A 19,423-nucleotide genomic window follows, 5' to 3' on the forward strand; every position below is an offset into this window, starting at 1 on the left:
GATTTTTTTGTGCAAGGCCCACGCGGCTCTCCATTGCTCCGTCTTGACGATGCCGGTCTCACGGGCGTACCGGATCACTGATCCGCTGCAGCGAAGCTCCCAAGGAGCGAAGAACAGATACAATTGGGCTGTGGCAAATCACGGGTACGCTTGAATTCAGCCCTCTGATGTTGTTATGCTAAAGCCGAAAGGTTCACGAATATAGCGAGGAGGTTCGAACGTGACCCGCATTTTAATTGTGGATGACGATAAAGAAATTGCCGATTTAATCGAAATATATTTACGGAACGAAGGCTACCAATTGTTCAAGGCCCATGACGGGGTTGAGGCTTTGTCGGTGCTGGAGCGGGATCCGGTGGATCTGGTTATTTTGGATATCATGATGCCGAAGCTGGACGGGATGTCCGTCTGCCTGAAGATTCGGGAAAAGCAGGCGATACCGGTCCTTATGCTGAGCGCCAAGGCGGAGGATATGGACAAAATTATGGGGCTGATGACCGGCGCGGACGATTATATGGTGAAGCCGTTCAATCCGTTGGAGCTGGTGGCCCGCGTCAAATCGCTTCTTCGCCGCACTTATCAGTTGAACGCTCATATCCAGGCAGGCTCCGAGCCTGCCGGGGTCATTCGCATCCAGGATCTTGAGATTAACAAGGCGACGCATTCCGTCCGGGTGAACGGGCAGCCCATCCATTTAACCTCGATGGAATTCGAGATCCTCTATGTAATGGCAAGCAATCCAGGAAGAGTATACAGCGCGGAAGAACTGTACGAACGGGTATGGCAGGAGAGCTTCAACGGCTCCCACAATACAGTAGCGGTGCATATCAGCAAGCTGCGGGACAAGCTGGAGGCCCACGGCGAGAAATATATACAGACCGTATGGGGAGTAGGGTATAAGATTGAACAAGCATTGGGCTAAAAGCATCCGTTGGAAGCTCCTCTTCAGGTTTGCGCTGACCCTGCTTCTTACCTTTATGAGCCTTGTATTGCTCATGTTCGCCGCCGGCGTGATACGGGAGCTGAAGGAGCCTGTCACATACCGCATCATCAATTTCTTGGCGTTTGAGGTGGGCGTCGTGCCGACGATGGTGATTGCGGGCATCATCCTCTTTATCCTCTTTTATGTGCTTCTGAATCGCCAGCTGATCGGCAGTCTCGAGCGGATTACAGAGACGGTGCAGCATATTGCGGATGGGGATTTCGATCAGAGGTGCAATATTACGACCGATGACGAGATTGGGCGTCTGGCCAAAAACATTGATATCATGGTCTACCAATTGAAGAACTCTATTGAGGAAGAACGGCTGGCGGAACGGACGAAGAATGAGCTGATTACGAGCGTATCCCATGATTTGCGGACGCCGCTTACATCAATTCTCGGTTATTTGGGGCTCGTCGAGCAGGACCGTTACCGCGATGAAGTGGAGCTTCGGCATTATATTCATATTGCCTATGAGAAGGCCGAGAGGCTGAATGTCATGATTAACGATCTGTTCGAATATACGCGGATGAATGGCGGGATGACTTTACGGACCAAGCCGATGAACGTGTCTGAGATGGCTGGCCAGTTGTGCGTTCACTACCGCTACCCGATGGAGCAGGCCGGACTGACCCTTCAAATGAGCAGCAATACGGACAAATGCTGGGTTAACGCCGATCCCGACAAGCTGGTGCGCGTGTTCGACAACCTGTTGTCCAATGCGATGCACTATGCATACAGCGGCAGCGTCGTGGAGCTTCATCTTCGCCAAGATGAAGACAAGGTGGAGATTACCGTCAAAAATGCGGGTGACCCTATCCCGAGCCAAGATTTGCCGCATATCTTCGAGCGCTTCTATCGGGTCGAAAAATCACGATCCGAGAAAACCGGCGGCTCCGGACTCGGCCTAGCGATTGCCAAGACGATTATCGAGCTTCACGGCGGAACTATCCGCGCCGAGAGCTCGCCTCAGGCAACGCTGTTCATTATCGAGCTTCCGCGAATCGCTCCGCCTGCTCCTGCTTATAAGAGCCAAGCAGACGGCTTGTCCGGGCAAGGAGGAGCAATTAATGTACCTGACTAAGATGATCGAGGTGTGGTCACAGCAGTGCCGGCGGGCGCTGCTTTTTTGTTTTGATTGATTTGGGGGCGTTCGTACTTGTGTAGATGGAGAGGCATTGATTGTGCCTTAGCTTCATGGCTTCTACGAATCGCTTCTATGCTCTTTTGATCGGTGATCCGTTTCTTTTGATCGATGAACGGTGATCCGTTTTTTTTGAGCGATGATTGGTTTCTTTTGATCGATGATCGGTGTTCCGTTTCTTTTGATCGGTATCCCCGTCGCTCAGGAAAAGTCGTTCAAGAAAAAGCTCGGTCAAGAAAAAGTCGCTTGGGAAAGGAAAGCTTACCTAGAAAAAGCAAAACGAGTATCGATAAAGTATGTGCGAGTATGTATGTGTGAACGACAGGAAAAAATAGGCCATTTAATTTTGGTGATTCAAAATAGCAAGGAACGGGCACTGTGCCAGACGTGAACAGGACCGCAGCCTCCTTAGGAAGAATGGAGAATCCAGTAACATCTCAAAAGCCGCAAAACGAAATATATCACGATACTACATCCCATGAATTATTTTCCATGCTAAATACCGATTTCAACTGCGTTTCGGATCTGGAGAGCCAATAACTTTTATGAAAAATTGGAAGCATGATTTCCCTTTCCTTGAGAATCAATTATGCAGCGGCCATATAATGAGATTGGCCCCGTAATGTGGTCGTCCGATTCAGATAACGTTCCCTCGCCCCGTTCCTGGCAAAGCATATCTCGCCTAAAGTGCCCCATCCGGTTGCGTGGCGGGCGGCTGCATTTTCCCGGTAACAAAATTCATCCAAGTAGCGCTGCAGGTACTTCCCGCTTATCCCGCGGAACGTATCGCACAGCCAACGTTTTGCTCGCCGGAATACCGTATAAAGGGGGCTATTGTGCTTGACCCGAAACCGCTGACGGATAATAGAAACTGCGGCGGCCAGGGGACATACGTGTTGTTCAGTAAATTCATCGCACCCTGTAGGAAGCAATAGCTTGCCGGACATGTGCTGCCGGTTGACCATCTTCATTTTATATTTCTGCTCCTTATCATCGGAGTCCAGGGCGGCTGCCACGATCAGGGGATATTCCTGTGCCGTCAGTTCGAAACAGGAATAATGGCGGCTGCTTCCGTAATAGGCGATAAAGCCATGAACGTTATATTCGAGCTGTTCTTGTTCATCAGCACAGCTAATCGCAGTTCGAATCTTATGGAGCATCGCCCATGCCGTTTTGTAGGTAACTTCAATAAGAGAGCTTAGTCTGACCGCGTTGATTCCTGCATCTCGACGTGAGACGAGCCATATCGCAACGATCCACTTCCGCAGAGAGGTTCTGCTGCTTTCCAGAATCGTGCCCGCAGTCAGGGAAGTCTGGTGCTGGCAAGCGCTGCATTCGTACAATGGGAGGCGGCGCGTCCGGATGACATAGGCTCGGGTATGCCGGCAGTTCGGGCAGCGATAGCCATGAGGCCATTTCAGCTCGAACAGTGCAGGAATACATGAATGATCGGTAGGGAACCGATCCAACAACTCCTCCAACGAACCCACGTTTCTCCAGGCTTTCATCCCTTTCCCTCCTAAACTTACATTCTAAAAAACAAACATATGTTCCTAATTAGACTCTACCAAACATATGTTTCCATGTCAAGGGGATTCTTGGCATAACGGAAGAAAACTACAACGGGGACCTGTTTTTGCAAACCATTGGTTTAACCATCCTTGCCTGAGAAGTTGGGAGGTTCATCAAAAAGGGGAAATGACCCTGAATGGTTGGGACACTAAGCATAAGGAGCTGCAACGGCGCCCTGAACGGGTAGGATATTGGCCATAAGGAAGCTGCAACTGGATCCCTGACCGACTGGGATATTCGCTATAAGGAGCTGCAACTAGCCCCCTGACTGGCTGGGATATTCACCGTAAGGAGTTGCAATGGCCCCTGAACGGGTGGGATATTCGCCATAAGGTCCGCAACGGCCCCCTGAGCGGCTGGGATATTCGCTATAAGGAGCTGCAACTAGCCCCCTGAGCGGCTGGGATATTCACCGTAAGGAGTTGCAATGGCCCCTGAGCGGCTGGGATATTGGCCATAAGGGTCCGCAACGGCCCCCTGACCGACTGGGCGTGCGAGGGCAACCTGAGTGGTTGGGAGTTTCGAGAAAAGTAATCCTGGCCGAGTCTGCATGAAAATGTCTCCCTTTTGAGGGCGCGGAGGGGAGGGCTTCATGTTTTCTTCATAGTTTCTTATGTTTTGTTCATTATTGCTTACAACTATGTTAAGCGGCGTTCTATAGAATGAGGATCATTCGAAGAACGATAATGAGCGAAGGTGAGATAAATCATGAAAGCAGTTGAGAAGAAGCGGTTGATGCTGTTGGGAGCGGTTATGGCTGTAGGGGTGTGGTTTTGGGCGCAGCCGGCGGCTTTGGGGGTGAAGCAATTTTTGAAAAGCGCTCTGGCTGAATTGCGTCCGGAAACGGAGTACCGGTTGTTCGCGAATTATGATTTGGGAGCTGAGGCGGCGATCGTGATTGATCAGGATACGGGGAAGGTGCTCTTTTTCAAAAATGATCAGGAACGGAAGGCGCCTGCCAGCACGACGAAAATGATGACGGCGCTGCTTGGTTTGGAACGAAAGCAGGGCAATGAGACGGTGGAAGTGGGCAGGGAGGTCCTCCTGAAGGAGCCGGGGGAGAGCACGGCCGGATTGCAGCCCGGTCAGCAGATTACCTGGTATCAGTTGATTGAAGCGCTGATGCTTCCCTCCGGCAATGATGCGGCCCGAACAATCGCGGTTCAGATCGGACGCGAGGCAAGCGGCGATCCGGAGATGAGCGTCGATGAAGCGATGGAAGTGTTCGTCGGCTTGATGAATGAACGGGCCGGTGAACTGGGGCTGCGGAATACTCATTTCAGCAACCCGCACGGTCTGAACGATCCCGATCATTATAGCTCGGCGTATGATTTGGCGCTTATCGCCCAAGAGGCGATGAAGAACAAGCAGTTCGCCGCGATTGTCCGCACGACGTATGCGGAGGTCACCCCTGCCTTGGCAGGAGCGCAGGGCGAAGTGTCGGGATTGGTCAACCGGAATCAATTGCTTCAAAAAGGAAGCGAGTATTATTATGAAGGAGCGACGGGGATAAAAACCGGCTTCACGGATGAGGCGGGGTACTGTCTCGTGTCGTCGGCGGTACGGGATGGCCGCCATCTGATCGCCGTCGTGCTCCATTCCACAACCGATAAGGTATGGAAGGATTCGCACAAGCTGCTGGATTTCGGATTCGGTCAACTGAATTGAGGAAATAATAGACGCCCCCTGCATGACGGTTACCGTCGCGCAGGGGGCGTCTTATAGGGGTTACAAAGAAAGCGGCAGAACCATAGGTTCAATTGCATCTTTGCGGTTGCAGTTGGTTATGGCTTCGTGATTACTCCACGCGGGAGTTGTTTTTTACGAAGTCGATGATTTCGTCTACGTAGCCGAAGGCTATTGCTGTTACTGTATCGGCTGCGCCATAGTAAATCGCAATGCGGCCGGTAGCGGCATCCACGAGCGAAGCGCATGGGAATGCAACGTTCGGAACGTCGCCGACGCATTCGTACAGGGTGGACGGCTGCAGCAGGTATGGCTCGCTGCGGTACAGGACTTTCCATGGTTGCTCCAAATCAAGCAGCGCGGCGCCAAATGCGTACACAAAGCCGTTGCATGAGTTGAGCACGCCGTGATAAATCATCAGCCAGCCTTCGCTTGTCTCGATTGGGATTGGGCCAGCGCCAATCTTCTTGCTCTGCCATCCGCCCATTGGCGCCATGACATGGCGGTGATGTCCCCAATGCTCCATATCCGGGCTTTCGCTGTAGAAGATATCGCCGAATGGAGTATGGCCCGTATCGGATGGACGGCTCAGCATGGCGTATTTGCCGTTAATTTTGCGCGGGAACATGACCCCGTTGCGGTTGTATGGCAAGAATGCATTTTCAAGCTGATGGAATGTCTTGAAATCATATGTGTAAGCGACTCCGATGGTCGGCCCGTGGTAAATGTTGCACCAGGTGACATAGAAGCGGTCTTCGATCCAGCACACGCGCGGATCGTAACCTTCGATGAAGTTGCCGATCTCCGGATCGTCACATTGGAACTTGATTGGTTCCGGGTTGATGTCCCAGTTCAGGCCGTCTTTGCTGAAGCCGGCATGAAGCCGCATGTAACGGCATTTGTCATCGCAGCGGAAGACGCCTGCGAATCCGCCCTCGAAAGGAACGACGGCGCTGTTGAAAATACTGTTGGAATTAGGCAGCAAATCACGCGGGATGACCGGGTTGTTGCTGTAGCGCCACAACACCTCTTTATGGCCTGCTGGCCGCTCTTCCCACGGCATGTTCGGGATATCCGGACCGAGAATCTTCAATTGGCTCATGATGTGACTCCTCACTTTGCAAATAATGTCATGATGAAATATGGTACAGCGTGGATAGACATGCACCTTCAGGCCGGCGAAGCTCTCCAGCCCCTCCCTTACAGTCTGGGCAGGAAGGACCCATCATAGACCTGGGCGGTCACCACCTGCTGCCGGCGTATGCCGCCGCGCCGGAAAACGGCACAGGGCAAACAACCTTTTCCTACATTCAGAGTAATCCAGACTTGGCATAATGTCAAGTTGATAATGTGCATTTTGTATCAAAAATCCTACAAAACCATCTGATTTAACTTACATTTTGAATTGAATGTAAGTTTACATTTCAAAGCATGCGGAGAGAGAGGAGGCCGGCACTGATATTCGGAGAGGGGGAGCCTACGACTCCCGCCATATCAACTCGACGTCGAGCCGAATCATCTCGTGCGGCCGCTTCGGATGATCCATTCTCCATACGATCTGGTCGCCGGCCCGCATGCCCATTTCCTCCTTGGGGACATGCACGGTCGTCAGGGACGGCTGCACCAGGATCGATTCCGCGATATTGTCGAAGCCGGTCAACGCGATATCACCCGGGATGCTGAGCCCCGATTGGCGTATGACCGTCATTATCTCCAGCGCGATAGCGTCGTTCACGCAGACGAAGGCCGTCGGCTTCCGCTTCATGGCGCGGAAGGCTTCCCGCAGCTCCTCCTCGGTGTAATAATGGCGCTGCATGCGGTTGATGATGCAGCATTCCTCATCCGCTTCCATCCCGTGCTCTCGCAACGCGAGCTGGAAGCCTTCCCAGCGCTCGCGGTAGCTTAGGCACGAGCCGATATCTCCCACGAAGCCGATATTCCGGTGGCCCTTCTCGATAAGCTTGCTCGTCAGCTTATGCACGCTATGCTTATTGTCGGCCAGCAAAATATCGCATTTCAAGTCGCCGGGCTTATAGTCGGCATGGGTATCGATGAACAGGGATGCCGTTCCGGTAGATGCGATCATTTCGTAGTATTCGGGAAGGAACGGCCCGATCGTGATGACTCCCGCCGGCTTCTGCTGGTGGAAGAGTCCCGGAAGGAGAAGCTGGCGTTCTTCCTCCATATCGACGATGGTCATCGTCAACGTGCAGCCTGCTTCCTTCAGCGTCGCGTTCAGTCCCTTCAGGAAGGACATCCAGTAAGGATTGCCCATATAGTCCGAATGGGTCAGCAGCGCGACAAGCCGATTCTCCGCGGCGTAAGCCTCGGAGGAGGCCAACTCATGATGAATCTTCATATAACCGAGCTCGACCGCCTTTTGCAGGACGCGCCGCTTCGTGTCTTCGCGCAGACCGGGATCGTTGTTCAGCGCCTTGGATACGGTATTCCGGGACAGGCCCAGGGCGTCGGCGATATGCTGCTGAGTAACTTTCGTTTTATGTGACATGGGTTCATCGCTCCGCTTCGTGTTGGTTGCTCCTAGTTTCGTACTGTAAAGTGTATAGTATTAGTATAATTTAACTTTACATTCTTGACAAATGTAAAGTTGCAAATAGCGGGATCGCAGAGGATGTATCATTTCCACCAAGCAAGCCTGCTGCTTGAAACGGTTGGCGGAAGAAGAGTAGAATAAGCTTTGGACAAGGGTCTATCAGAAAATACATACTGATAGGCCCTTTTTGTATATATTTCGGCATTGAGGCCGGGAATCTAAGCAATAAGAAAGGAGAGAGAGGAGTGCAAGAGTATAAGGGAACCACGATGGCAAAAGTGTTGAATGCGCTTACAATGGTGGTGGTGGTGCCGATGTGCGCGAGATGGAAGCTCATCTTGGCAGCCGGGATATGCTGTTCGGTGGCGCTGTCGCTCGCCGGCTGCCATCCTTCCCACGTGGAGTGGATGAAGCCCGGGCAGGATCGAACAGGGCCCTCGATCACCATCGTGATGAACAGTCTCGGGATCAAGTTCCCCGAGCCGTGGACAGAGAATGATAACCCGTATTTGTCGTATATCGAGGACGAGACGGGGCTCCAGGTGGAGGTCGTTATCCCTCCGTGGCATCGCTACGAGGATCGGGTCGGCGCGATGATGATGTCGAGCCACACGCCCGATCTAATCAGCATTTCCGATCCGAATTGGGTCTCGCATTATGCGCGCAAGCAGATGCTGGCTCCGCTCGATCATTTGATTGAACGCTATGCTCCGCAGCTGAAAAAGCGAATTCCCGCCGAAGTGTGGGAGCAGGTATCCTTCAACGGGCAAGTGTATGCCATTCCGAGTCTGAATGAAGCGAAAGGATTGGAGATGATGTACATCCGCAAAGATTGGCTGGACCGTCTTGGCCTCGCGCCGCCCAAGACGCTTGACGAGATAGTCGCCGTGATGCGGGCTTTTGCCGCATTCGATCCGGAGGGCAACGGGATTCGCAATATATACGGCACCAGCTTTATTGAGGATTTCGGGCGATCCTCCCCGTGGTTCGGCGCCTTCGGCGTGCAGCTGAATCAATGGGTAGAACGTGACGGCAAGCTGGTCTACTCCAATATTTTGCCGGAGATGAAAGACGCCCTTGCCTTTATGCGCGGACTGGTGGCGGAGGGGATCGTCGATCCGCTGTTCCCGATTCAGACGCAGCGCGGGCTGGAACGGCAGGTGGCAGACGGACGGATTGGGTTATTCACCGGGACATGGTATGACACTCGCGGCGTGCTGGAGAAAAGCGAGGCGCGCGATCCGCGAGCGGAATGGATCGCGCTCCCGTATCCGCAGGGACCCGGCGGGGCCGGTACGTATGGGCTGCCGACGGTGCGTTCCTACCAAGTGATCCCGGCCGCGAGTCCGCACGCGGTGGAGGTGCTGCAGCTGTTGAATTTCATCGCCGGCGAGGGGAGGGACACGCTGAAGTTCGGCTTCGAAGGAGAAGTGTGGGCATGGAAGAATGGCAGGCGGGTGACGGATATGGGCCTGCATAACCGGGATCAATACCGGGGGCTGTACGCCAATCTGGCCGATATTCCCGAGAGCGGATACATCCGAAGCCGGCTGGATTCGCTGGGCATGCATTATCGCTTGTACGATAACCTTCGGCATATAGCCCCTCATGTGATGCCGAACGCGTTTCGGTCGCTTCCGACTCCGGCGATGACTCGCTATGCCCCGCTTCTGGCGAAGAAGAATGATCGGCTGCTCGAGATTGTGCTTGGCGAGCGGCCGCTGGACGATTTCGATGCGTATGCGGCCGAGTGGCTGGCCGAAGGCGGGGAAGAGATGACGCGCGAGGCGAATGCGTGGTACCAGTTCAGCCGGAATCAGGCGGCCCGCGAAGCGGTGGGCGATGTGCCCGGTCCTTTGCGGGAAGGGAGTGGCACTCATGCTCCGGGAGCTTTCTAGTCGGTTCCGCCAACGCATTCAGTGGCGCTTGACCGTTTATTTTGTGCTCATTCTCGTTCCGCTCACGCTTACCGGGTGGTTCTCGAATGAACGCTCGCAGCAATTGCTGCTGTCCGAGACGACGGCGCGGACGGAGAGCGCCATGCACGCGCTGATGGACAATATCGAGCTCGTGCTGCAAAACGTGGAGGAAGTGTCGGCCATGCTGTCGACCGATCCGGAGATCGTCGCGGCGCTGAATCATGCCGATCGCGTGCTGGGACCGCGGGAGGTGATGGCCTTCGCCCGCATGAAGCGCCAGTTCTCCGATTTCCTGTCCATTCATCCGATGTTCTCCCAGATTGCCGTCTACCATGACCATTCCAATGCCGTCATCTCTACGGCGCATGGCGTTCTCCCTGTCGATCGGGCGAATGAGCGCATCTGGCTGCGGCAGACGCTGAACGGAATGGGGACGGGCATTGTATTCATGCAGCCGGACGAACGCATCGGCGGAGGGAAGCCGTTCGGTCAAGTCTTCGGCGTCGACAGTCTGGCCGTGGTGCGATCGATGGATATTTATAATCCGGACCGGGAGCGGCATGCGCTCATTATTAGCCTGAATACGGCGCGCTTGCAGCAATATATCCGCTCTCTACTCCCCTCGCCCCGGTCCGAGCTGCATCTGTATACGGCCGATGGAAAATGGGTTGCGGGGACAAGCCGGCAGCCTGAATCGGTTGACAGCTACGCCACGCATGCCGAGGCGCGCGATCAAGTGCTGATCCGCGCGGTATCGCCCTATTACGGCTGGATTCTGACGCTGGCCCAGCCCAAAAGCGAAATCTTCGCGCAATCTTACCGGCTGGAGCATTATGCCGTGTTCATCATCGCGCTCAGCATCGTGCTTGCGGTTCTTATGGCTTTCAGCATTTATACCGGAATCGCCGCGCCGCTGCGGAAGCTTGCCCGCGGCATGCGGGCGATAACCGGCGGCAATCTGGACGTGCGGCTCGAATCGGATCGGCGGGACGAGTTCGGCGTTGTGACGGATCTGTTCAATCAGATGGCCTCGAAGCAGCAGCATCTCATTCGGGACCATTATGAGCAGAGCCTGAGACTGGCCAATACCGAATTGAAGCTGCTCCAGTCGCAGATTCATCCCCATTTCCTGTACAACACATTGGATTCTATCTATTGGATGGCGCAGCAATCGGAGGCGGAGGATATCGCGGAGATGGTGCTGAATCTGTCCCGCTTTTTCCGGCTCAGTCTCAGTAAGGGCAAGGATGTGCTCACCGTCAAGGAGAGCCTGGAGCATCTGCATGTGTATATCCGCATTCAGCAGCTGCGGTTCATGGATCAATTTCGGGTCGAGTACGACATCGATCCGCGGACGGAGGCGCTGCCCGTCGTCAAGCTGCTCGTGCAGCCAGTCGTCGAGAATGCGATTATTCACGGCGTGGAGAAATCGGGGCGGGAGGCGGTGCTGCGCATTGCGGCGCGGCTGGAGGATACCGGTTCGCGGCCGGCGCTGGTCATTGCGGTAACCGACTCGGGCGCGGGGATGACGGCCGCGGCGCGGGAACGGCTGCAGCGGGAGCTGTCGGAGGTGCTGCGGCAGCCCGATCGGCATCAGGCGCAGCCGGATGGGCACGCGGGCGCAGGGTATGGGCTAAGGAACGTCGCGGCGCGCATGCGCCTCAATTACGGCCCGCAAGCCGAGATTCGGATAGACAGCGCTCCTGGAGAGGGGACGGCAGTCACGCTCGTCCTGCCGCTGGGAGCGCCGGACGAGACGGAGCTGCGCACGGGATAAGACTTGCTGCCTGGTTGTTGGACCCGGGGTTCTGGAAGATCCCGGCATCGCCGGCAAGGTGTTCTGAAGAATGCAATCGCATTTCACCTGAGCGGCGGGGATAAGCGTTCGCGATTTGGATTTTGAGGGAAAGACAGGAGGGAGCAGCATGAATTTGTTAATCATCGAGGATGAACCGCGGCTTCGCCACAGCTTGACGGAGTTGATGCCATGGGAGCAGGCCGGCATAACCGGCGTGACGGCGGCCGCGACGGCGGAAGAAGGGAAGCGGTGGCTGCAGGTGAAGCGTCCGGACATTTTGCTGGTCGATATTCAGCTGCCGGACGGGAACGGCCTTGATCTGGCGCGGCAGGCAATGGCCTGGAATGCCGAGGTGAAGGCCATTATTTTGAGCGGCCATGATCACTTTCCGTACGCGCAGGAAGCGCTTGCCCTGGGCGTCAAGCAATATTTGCTCAAGCCGGCGGGCCAGGATGCGATTGTGCGGGCGGTCGCGGAAGCGGTCGCGGAACGCCGCCGGGAGATTCAGCGCAAGCATGACTATGCCTCGCTGCGCCAGCAATGGCAGGCCCATCTGCCGGCGCTGCAGCAGCGCACGCTGCGCCTGGGCCTGGAGGGCGGCCTGCCTGCCGAAGCCTTCCGCCTGCGGATGGCGGAGCTGGGCATCGTGCTCTCTGCGGACGAGCGCTATGCCGTGATGGTGATGGAGCCCGATCCCGTGCCCCCTGAGCGGGTGCGGGCATTCGGAGAGGATACCGCGTTGATTCACTTTGCTGTCGGCCAGGTGGCCGAAGAGACGCTCCGCTCGATGGGAGCCCGCTCGGCCTTGATCTGCCGTGATGTCGATAAGCCGATCGCCATTCTGTTCCGGCATGCTCCCGGCGATGGCGTCACGGCGGACGGGGACGCGGTCATCGCTATCCATGCCATAGCGGGCGCGATGCTGGAGCATATCAAGACATCGCTCAAGCTGACGGCCAGCGCTGGCATCAGCTCTGCGCATGGAGGGTTGAAGGATGCGCCCCGCTTATACAAGGAGGCGATGTTCGCGCTGGGCCAACGGCTCGTGCACGGGGGCGACCTCGTCATCCCGTATCGCGAAGGCGGGTTCACTCCGCCGCCGGATGCGGCAGCAGTCCAGGGCGAACGCTGGATGCGCGAATTGGATATCGCATGGAGCATCGGCGACGAGCAGCAGGCGTCAGCGGCAGCGGGGGCCTGGATCGGCGAGGTGTGCGCCATCGAGCAGGCCGAGGCGCTCAAGGAGCAGATGTTGCTGCTGCAGTCGTGGATCGTTACGTGGATGCACAAGCAGGGGTGGTCGCTCCATGAGGTGATGCAGGAGGACGCAGCATGGTTCCACCATGCATCGGAGCTTCGTACGAAGCAGGAATGGAGCGGCTGGATGCGGCGTGCGATTCGGCGCATCGGCGCGCAATCCTGCCTGGTCAGGCGGAGCGGCGGCAATCGGCTCGTGGCGGAAGTGAAGGAGTTGATCGAGCGGGAGCTTCACGGCGAGCTGTCGCTGCAAGGGGTGGCGGATCGGCTGTTCATTAACGCCTCTTACTTGAGCAGGCTGTTCAAGCAGGAGATGGAGCAGCCGTTCTCCGCCTATGTGCTGGAGCGCCGCATGGAGCGGGCCAAGGAGGCGCTCTTTCAAGGGAAGCGGGTGTATGATGCCGCTCAAGCTGCCGGCTTCCGCGATGTCAGTTATTTTACGAAGGTGTTCCGCAAATATTGGGGAGTCACGCCGAGTGAATGGAAGCGGGGATAGAGGAGAATGCCATCGGGGGAACGGGCAAGGCGGCACTCCCGGCGCATAGCCATCAATTTACCAGAAGAAGTCATGGCTTTCCCGTTTTCCTGATGGCGGCCGTCCCTTACGCTAGTATTACAGGAATGCATCGCAGTCGATATAGGGCACGGGCCCGGAAGAAAGGAGGGAGCCGGATGGAGATAAGAAACGCGGATATCGGCGCCGCTCCGCGTCCGCAGAGGAAGCGTTACTGGCGCAAGCTGGGGAGCGACGTGCGCAAGGACTGGGACTTGTATATCGCCCTTTTGCCGGGCATCGCTTTTTTGCTCTTGTTCAAGTACACCCCGATGTACGGCGTCGTCATTGCCTTTCAAGATTTCAACATTTTTAGCGGCATCGCGGACAGTCCGTGGGTCGGGCTGCAGCATTTCGAGCGGTTGTTCCAGTCGCCGAAGTTTGCGCAGGTGTTCTGGAATACGCTCATCATTTCGGTGATGAAGATCGTGCTTCTGTTCCCGCTCCCGATCGTGCTGGCCATCCTGCTGAACGAGCTGACGAAAATGTGGTTCAAACGCCCGGTGCAGACGATTATTTACATGCCTCACTTCCTGTCCTGGGTTATCGTCAGCGGGATGTTCATGGATCTGCTGTCCATCAACGGAGGGCTTGTCAACCGGATGATTGAATGGTTCGGCGGGGAGCCGATCAAATTTTTCCTCGACAACAGCGTCTTTCGCTGGCTGCTCGTCGGCACGGCCGGCTGGAAGGAGGCGGGCTGGGGCACGATCGTCTATTTGGCGGCGCTGAGCTCCATCGATCCGCAGTTGTACGAGGCAGCCAAAATCGACGGGGCGAACAAGTTCCGCCAAATCTGGCATATAACGCTGCCGGGTCTGGTCCCGGTCATTTTGCTGATGTTCATCCTGCGGCTCGGCCATATGCTGGAGGCCGGCACCGAGCAGATTCTCGTGATGTACAATCCGGTCGTCTATAATGTCTCGGATGTCATCGGGACGTATGTGTACCGCACCGGGCTCGGCGAACAAAATTACAGCTTCTCGGCCGCGGTAGGACTGTTCGATTCCATTGTCGGCTTCATTCTGATTGTCGGCGGGAATTCTCTTAGCCGGCGCCTGCTGAACCGCGGCATCTGGTAGAGCGCCACGCTGGCGGATGGTACGGCTGAGCGCCCGAGCGGAAGGCAGCCGCAGCGGGACGACTGACGAAGAAAGGAGGCCTGGCATGAAAACCGGACGAAAGACGAAAGGGGTGCGGACGGCGATACGCATGTCGGCGGGAGAGCGCATCTTTCAGGCGCTGAACTATTTCTTTTTTGCCATCGTGTCCTGGACGACGCTGTTCCCGTTCCTCAACCTGCTCGCCAAATCGCTGAGCGGCGAAGAGGCCGTGCTGGCGGGACGGGTGTCATTATTCCCGGTCGATATTCAATTCGGCACGTATGCGTACGTATTAAGCGACTCCAAATTCATGAATGCCTTCATGGTATCCGTCATCATCACGGTGGCGGGAACCGCTCTGGGGCTCGTCATGACAGCGATCGCCGCCTATCCTCTGTCCAAGCCGCGGCTGCGCGGACGGAAGATTTTCATTCTTATGTACGTATTCACGATGCTATTCAGCGGCGGTCTTATTCCAACCTATCTGCTTATGCACCGGCTTAACTTGATCGATACGCTGTGGGTGCTTTTTCTGCCGAGCATGATCAGCGTGTTCAACATGTTAATCATTAAAAATTACTTCGAATCGCTTCCCGACGAACTGGAAGAGTCGGCCAAGATGGACGGAGCATCGAATCTGACGATCTTATTCCGCATTACCGTTCCTTTGTCCTTGCCGGTGTTCGCCACGATAGCGCTCTTTTATGCGGTCGGCTTCTGGAACGATTATTTCGCTTCCATGATTTACATCAATTCTCCGGATTTGAAACCGCTTCAGCTTTACTTGAAGGAACTGCTGATTCACTCCAACATCACCTATCAGGATGGAGGACATGTGCCGAATATCGATGCTGTCATGAACTCGACGCCGCAGGCGATTCAAGCCGCTTCGATTCTGGTCGCGACCTTGCCGATCCTGCTCGTCTATCCATTTCTGCAGAAATACTTCGTGAAAGGGGTGTTAATTGGGTCCGTTAAAGGTTAACCGCGTTAATGAACGTCTAGGCACGTATGCGTGCGCAAAAGAACAAAAAAGAACGGGGGAATGTTCATGCGGCGTCAACGGATTTGGATTTCGGCCGTGGCGGTCATCACTGCATTGTCGCTTATCGGCTGCAGCGGCGCCAAGTCGGGCCAAGGGACAGAAAGCGGGGAAGGGGACGGCAAGCAGCTCCGCCAGCTGATGCCCTTCGATCGGTTCGAGCCGAACGGGGACCCGGTCGCCCAGTATTTGAAGGAGAAGACCGGCTATACGGTCAAATACGAAATGCTGCCGGCGGAGAACGCCGACGAGAAGCTGAACCTGCTTATGGCGAACAAGGAGTCGTACGACATTTTGAAGCTGGCACCCGCGCAATATTACCAGCTCGTGTCTTCCGGAGCGCTGGAGCCGCTCGATGATCTGATCGAGAAGTACGGCACGAACATGAAGCAGGTGATCGGGCCGGATTCGTGGGTCAGCGCGCAATATGAAGGCAAAACGTATGCCATCCCGGAGACCGGCGGCGGCAATGGCGCGGCATCGTATGCGCTCGTCGTGCGCAAGGATTGGCTCGATGAGCTGAATCTGAAGGTGCCGACCAATCTTGACGAGCTCGTCACGGTGCTGAAGGCATTCAAGGAGAAGAAGAATGTGATCCCGCTGACGGGCGGCAAAGCTCCCGTGAATCCGGACATCGCCAGCGTATTCGGCTTGACGACAGCCTGGTTGGAACGGGACGGCAAAATCATCCATTCCGTCGAAGCGCCGGAGATGAAGGAGTACCTGGCCTTCATGAGCAAGCTGTACCAAGAGGGGCTGATCGACTCGGAATGGGGCATCAACACGGCAGACAAATCCATCGAGAAGATGGCGAGCGGGAAGGCGGCCATGTACAGCCCGGGATGGTGGGTCGCTCCGAATCTCGTGAACGCCCTGGCCAAAAACTTCCCGGAGGCGAAGCTGGAGATCATGCCCGTCCTGAAAGACAAAGCGGGCGTGGCGCGGGTAGGATCGGCCGGCAATACGACCAACTATTATATCGCGGTGCCGAAGTTTTCGAAGAATAAGGAAGAAGCCGTCAAGTGGCTCGATCTGAAGTTCGATAAGGATATCTTCAAAGGCATTGCCATCGGGGAAGAAGGAGTTCACCATACGTTCGAGAACGGGGTGTACACGCCGATTATGCCGAAGTTCGCGGACGAGCGCAGCAATGCAAGCGCCTTCCTGACGGGCGTGGACGAGACCAATTATCCGACGTATTGGCAGGCGCGCCTCAAGAAAAATCCGGTTGTGGAAAACTATTTCGCCACCTTCAAGAAAAATGCGGAGGGCTTGATCGTTATCGATCCGATGAGCTCGGCGCCGCCGATTCCGGACATCTCCAAAAACCTGCAGCGGCTGAACAAATTCCAGGAGGACACGTTCATCAACTTCATCAGCGGGGCGGACCCGCTGGACAATTATGATCAATTCCTCGCGGAATGGCGTGCCCAGGGGGGCGAAGCGATGGTGAAGGCCGCCAACGAATGGTACGCTTCCAAGGGCTGATCGATTCGTTCATAGATGACAGGAAGGAGACTGCGCCGCCTGCCGGCAGCGGTCTCTTTCTGCTCCCGCCCCGTAATCTCCTTCTCCCGTCCCGCCGCGGCGTTCCGACTCTGATCATGATTCTCTTCCCCCGGCCTGGACAGGTCTTTGTTGCGCGTCCTATTCACTTCCTTGCTTCAACGGCGATATGGTCCAGCTTATCCGGGTTCAGCATCATATAGACATGGAGAAAAGCATGGCCTGGTAAGCTCCCGGATTGACGGAGCGATAGTTCAACCGCACTTCCATTCCAATCACCTCAATTTTATTCGTTCACTCCTTAAGACAAGGGAAGTCCCGATTTTGTGACACCTCTAACGCGCTTTTTGATGGACAGTCACTTTCGCTTAGAAAGCGGCGGCATGGGAACGAGGGAGATCGTACCGGCCGGGAAGGGAAGAGAACCTGATGGAAGGGGAGAGCAGCGTAAAGGGCAGTTAGGTGCAGACAAACAAGCGGCCTCCCCGACCGCGGAAGCGCGGACGGGGAGGCCGCGGCTGGAGCGGCAGCCGTTGCGGGCCCTAAACCTGCAAAGGAGAAGAGATAGAACCGCTTACACCGGATAGATGGACGGCCACTGCAGCTCCACCCCGAGCTGCTGGAGCTGGCGCTGGAACGCCGCCAGATGATCCGGGCCGCTTCGCACCGCGCGCGGAGCAATCCCGTGGTCGAGGGCATACGATGCCAGCGCGCCGGCCGCTTCCCCGATATTCCACTCCACTGGGTGCAGGCGGTAGCAGCCGTTGGTGATATGGGTGGTGCCGATGTTCTTGCACGCCGGCAGCAGATTGTCCATCCGGACAGGCAGGAGGCTGCCCAGCGGAATCTGGAACGGCAAGGACGATATGTCGATATAATTGTTCCCGCCTGTCGAAGGATGAAGATCGATGCGGTAGCAGCCGACGCCGACCGAGTCCGCGAACGGTTCGGCCGGGCGGCCCGCGCGGTATTCGGTGGAGACATGCTGCTCCAGGACAGTGAACTCGGCCCGGATGCGCCGCGATTCCCGAATATACGGATACATCGCCAGGCCGTCCGCCGTTCCCGCGATATCATGCCGCAGCCGCAAGCCCGGATAACCGCAGCCGCCGTCGCTCCGCGGCGCTTCCGTCTGAAGCCAGTACAGCAGCGAGAGGCTGAGCTGCTTCGCATCCCGCAGATGGCGTTCTCGTTCCGCCTCGCTAACATCGATGACGGAGCCGAGCCAATAGTCGTTCTCCGGCCAGTTGATGATCGTGACGGGGTTCGGAACGGCGCCAGACGCCGGATCGTACAGGGCCGGATCGGTGATCTGGCGGTAATGGAACAGCGGGAAGGCTCCCGGCTCGCCAAAGAGCGAATATCGAACCGGCTTCAAGGTGGCCGGTTGAACGCCGGTCCAGCTCAGCAGGCGATCGGGCCAGAACGATGGCTGATACCGGCGCCAGAATTCGTAGCGTTCGGGCTTCTCGATCGTATGGTCTTCGCCTTCGGCGTACTCGGCGGCGAAGCAGTACGTAATGCCCTGCATATTTTGCGGCTCGGCCGGCCCGGGAACGGCATGCGGCTCCCCGGTCTCGCGCTGGGACTCCGCGCCGGTGACGTATTCGGTCCCGGACAGGGCAAGCAGATCTCCGCACTCGGTCGCGTCGAGAAAATAGGCTCCCGTGCACACATAGTCATCGCCCTGAGCATCCCGCACCGTGACTGCGCGAATGCGGTCGCCCTCGACCTCGGCGCCGATCGGGCGGCAGCCGGTGCGAATGGCCAGATGCCCGCTGTGCACATACGGGAACAGCATCGCTTCTAGCACATGCAGCCCGACGCGCGGATCGTGACAGAGGCGGCTTACGATGCCGTTGCCGGGGTTCAGCCGTTCGTCGGAACGCGCTCTCGCGTTCAGCGGCAAGTGATCCCGGTAGTACTGTCTGACCGCATGGCGGAACTGACGGTAGGTATCCGTGGATCCGAATCGCTCAATCCAGGGATGCTCGTCCGGCGGGACGAGCTGGCTGGTCAGTTGGCCGCCGATGCGGGCGGTCTCTTCCGTCAGCAGCACCGTCTTGCCCAAGCGGCAGGCGGCCAGCGCCGCGGCGCATCCTCCCATCCCGCCGCCGATGATGACGAGATCGGCTTCCCATTCCAGCTGTCGCTGTGTCATTCGATGTCCTCCCTTGTGTCCTGATTTCCATACATTGCCTATCTCCAGTATAGAGAGCTCTACGGCGAAGGAATATAGACTTTCGTTGCTATTAATGGTAAATGGAATACGTTTCTGTTGTCTTCTCGCATCATCGGGCGGTTATC

At 56.3% G+C, this 19,423-nt stretch carries 13 protein-coding genes; 9 read left to right on the plus strand and 4 right to left on the minus strand.

The genetic code is table 11. The features are described 5' to 3' along the window. The first annotated feature begins 220 nt into the window (after positions 1–220). Together L6439_RS00750 and L6439_RS00755 are read left to right on the plus strand one after the other, a co-directional pair. A complete protein-coding gene (locus L6439_RS00750) occupies positions 221–922 on the plus strand; it encodes a response regulator transcription factor (RefSeq protein WP_006679948.1) in 702 nt (233 codons plus the stop codon). Then, entirely contained in the window at positions 903–2,066 is a 1,164-nt protein-coding gene (locus L6439_RS00755) for a sensor histidine kinase (protein ID WP_213468562.1), read from the plus strand. The genes L6439_RS00750 and L6439_RS00755 overlap by 20 nt, the downstream gene beginning before the upstream one ends. Before the next feature lie 647 nt (positions 2,067–2,713). On the opposite strand, the gene L6439_RS00760 is transcribed toward L6439_RS00755, so the two are convergent. Further along, a complete protein-coding gene (locus L6439_RS00760) occupies positions 2,714–3,634 on the minus strand; it encodes a transposase (protein ID WP_213468563.1) in 921 nt (306 codons plus the stop codon). Positions 3,635–4,406: 772 nt separating this feature from the next. Between L6439_RS00760 and L6439_RS00765 the strand changes: the two genes are divergently transcribed. Further along, the gene (locus L6439_RS00765; RefSeq protein WP_213468564.1) at positions 4,407–5,366 is read left to right on the plus strand and encodes a D-alanyl-D-alanine carboxypeptidase family protein; all 960 of its coding nucleotides are present in this window, start codon (positions 4,407–4,409) and stop codon (positions 5,364–5,366) included. 130 nt (positions 5,367–5,496) lie between these two features. On the opposite strand, the gene L6439_RS00770 is transcribed toward L6439_RS00765, so the two are convergent. Both L6439_RS00770 and L6439_RS00775 read right to left on the minus strand, forming a co-directional pair. Then, entirely contained in the window at positions 5,497–6,486 is a 990-nt protein-coding gene (locus L6439_RS00770; RefSeq protein WP_168180035.1) for a glycoside hydrolase family 130 protein, read from the minus strand. A 375-nt stretch (positions 6,487–6,861) separates the two neighbouring features. Next, positions 6,862–7,893, minus strand: a complete 1,032-nt coding sequence (locus L6439_RS00775; RefSeq protein WP_213468565.1) for a LacI family DNA-binding transcriptional regulator — start codon at positions 7,891–7,893, stop codon at positions 6,862–6,864. Between the two features lie 290 nt (positions 7,894–8,183). Between L6439_RS00775 and L6439_RS00780 the strand changes: the two genes are divergently transcribed. From L6439_RS00780 to L6439_RS00805, 6 genes are all read left to right on the plus strand, one after another. Continuing rightward, complete coding sequence (locus L6439_RS00780) at positions 8,184–9,836, plus strand: extracellular solute-binding protein (protein ID WP_213468566.1); 1,653 nt, start codon at positions 8,184–8,186, stop codon at positions 9,834–9,836. Beyond that, on the plus strand, positions 9,817–11,634 hold the full coding sequence (locus tag L6439_RS00785) for a sensor histidine kinase (protein ID WP_213468567.1): 1,818 nt from the start codon (positions 9,817–9,819) through the stop codon (positions 11,632–11,634). The genes L6439_RS00780 and L6439_RS00785 overlap by 20 nt, the downstream gene beginning before the upstream one ends. A gap of 148 nt (positions 11,635–11,782) precedes the next feature. Next, positions 11,783–13,408: a response regulator gene (locus L6439_RS00790; protein WP_213468568.1), complete on the plus strand. Its 1,626-nt coding sequence runs from the start codon at positions 11,783–11,785 to the stop codon at positions 13,406–13,408. 176 nt (positions 13,409–13,584) lie between these two features. Continuing rightward, entirely contained in the window at positions 13,585–14,547 is a 963-nt protein-coding gene (locus L6439_RS00795; RefSeq protein ID WP_213468569.1) for an ABC transporter permease, read from the plus strand. 85 nt (positions 14,548–14,632) lie between these two features. Further along, positions 14,633–15,553 carry a carbohydrate ABC transporter permease gene (locus L6439_RS00800; RefSeq protein WP_213468570.1) on the plus strand — a complete coding sequence of 307 codons (921 nt, stop codon included), beginning with the start codon at positions 14,633–14,635 and terminating at the stop codon, positions 15,551–15,553. 66 nt (positions 15,554–15,619) lie between these two features. After that, positions 15,620–17,098, plus strand: coding sequence for an extracellular solute-binding protein (locus L6439_RS00805; protein WP_213468571.1), 1,479 nt, complete (start codon positions 15,620–15,622; stop codon positions 17,096–17,098). A 592-nt stretch (positions 17,099–17,690) separates the two neighbouring features. On the opposite strand, the gene L6439_RS00810 is transcribed toward L6439_RS00805, so the two are convergent. Then, a complete protein-coding gene (locus L6439_RS00810; protein WP_213468572.1) occupies positions 17,691–19,277 on the minus strand; it encodes an FAD-dependent oxidoreductase in 1,587 nt (528 codons plus the stop codon). Between the last annotated feature and the right edge of the window lie 146 nt (positions 19,278–19,423).

The sequence above is a fragment of the Paenibacillus dendritiformis genome, assembly GCF_021654795.1.
Lineage (GTDB): Bacteria > Bacillota > Bacilli > Paenibacillales > Paenibacillaceae > Paenibacillus_B.

What these genes read in the sequence shown, in the direction of transcription:
- L6439_RS00795 (WP_213468569.1), top strand. Translation starts at nt 13,585, where the DNA reads ATGGAGATAAGAAACGCGGATATCGGCGCCGCTCCGCGTCCGCAGAGG.
- L6439_RS00800 (WP_213468570.1), top strand. Translation starts at nt 14,633, where the DNA reads ATGAAAACCGGACGAAAGACGAAAGGGGTGCGGACGGCGATACGCATG.
- L6439_RS00775 (WP_213468565.1), bottom strand. Translation starts at nt 7,893, where the DNA reads ATGTCACATAAAACGAAAGTTACTCAGCAGCATATCGCCGACGCCCTG.
- L6439_RS00790 (WP_213468568.1), top strand. Translation starts at nt 11,783, where the DNA reads ATGAATTTGTTAATCATCGAGGATGAACCGCGGCTTCGCCACAGCTTG.
- L6439_RS00805 (WP_213468571.1), top strand. Translation starts at nt 15,620, where the DNA reads ATGCGGCGTCAACGGATTTGGATTTCGGCCGTGGCGGTCATCACTGCA.
- L6439_RS00760 (WP_213468563.1), bottom strand. Translation starts at nt 3,634, where the DNA reads ATGAAAGCCTGGAGAAACGTGGGTTCGTTGGAGGAGTTGTTGGATCGG.
- L6439_RS00810 (WP_213468572.1), bottom strand. Translation starts at nt 19,277, where the DNA reads ATGACACAGCGACAGCTGGAATGGGAAGCCGATCTCGTCATCATCGGC.
- L6439_RS00785 (WP_213468567.1), top strand. Translation starts at nt 9,817, where the DNA reads ATGCTCCGGGAGCTTTCTAGTCGGTTCCGCCAACGCATTCAGTGGCGC.
- L6439_RS00770 (WP_168180035.1), bottom strand. Translation starts at nt 6,486, where the DNA reads ATGAGCCAATTGAAGATTCTCGGTCCGGATATCCCGAACATGCCGTGG.
- L6439_RS00765 (WP_213468564.1), top strand. Translation starts at nt 4,407, where the DNA reads ATGAAAGCAGTTGAGAAGAAGCGGTTGATGCTGTTGGGAGCGGTTATG.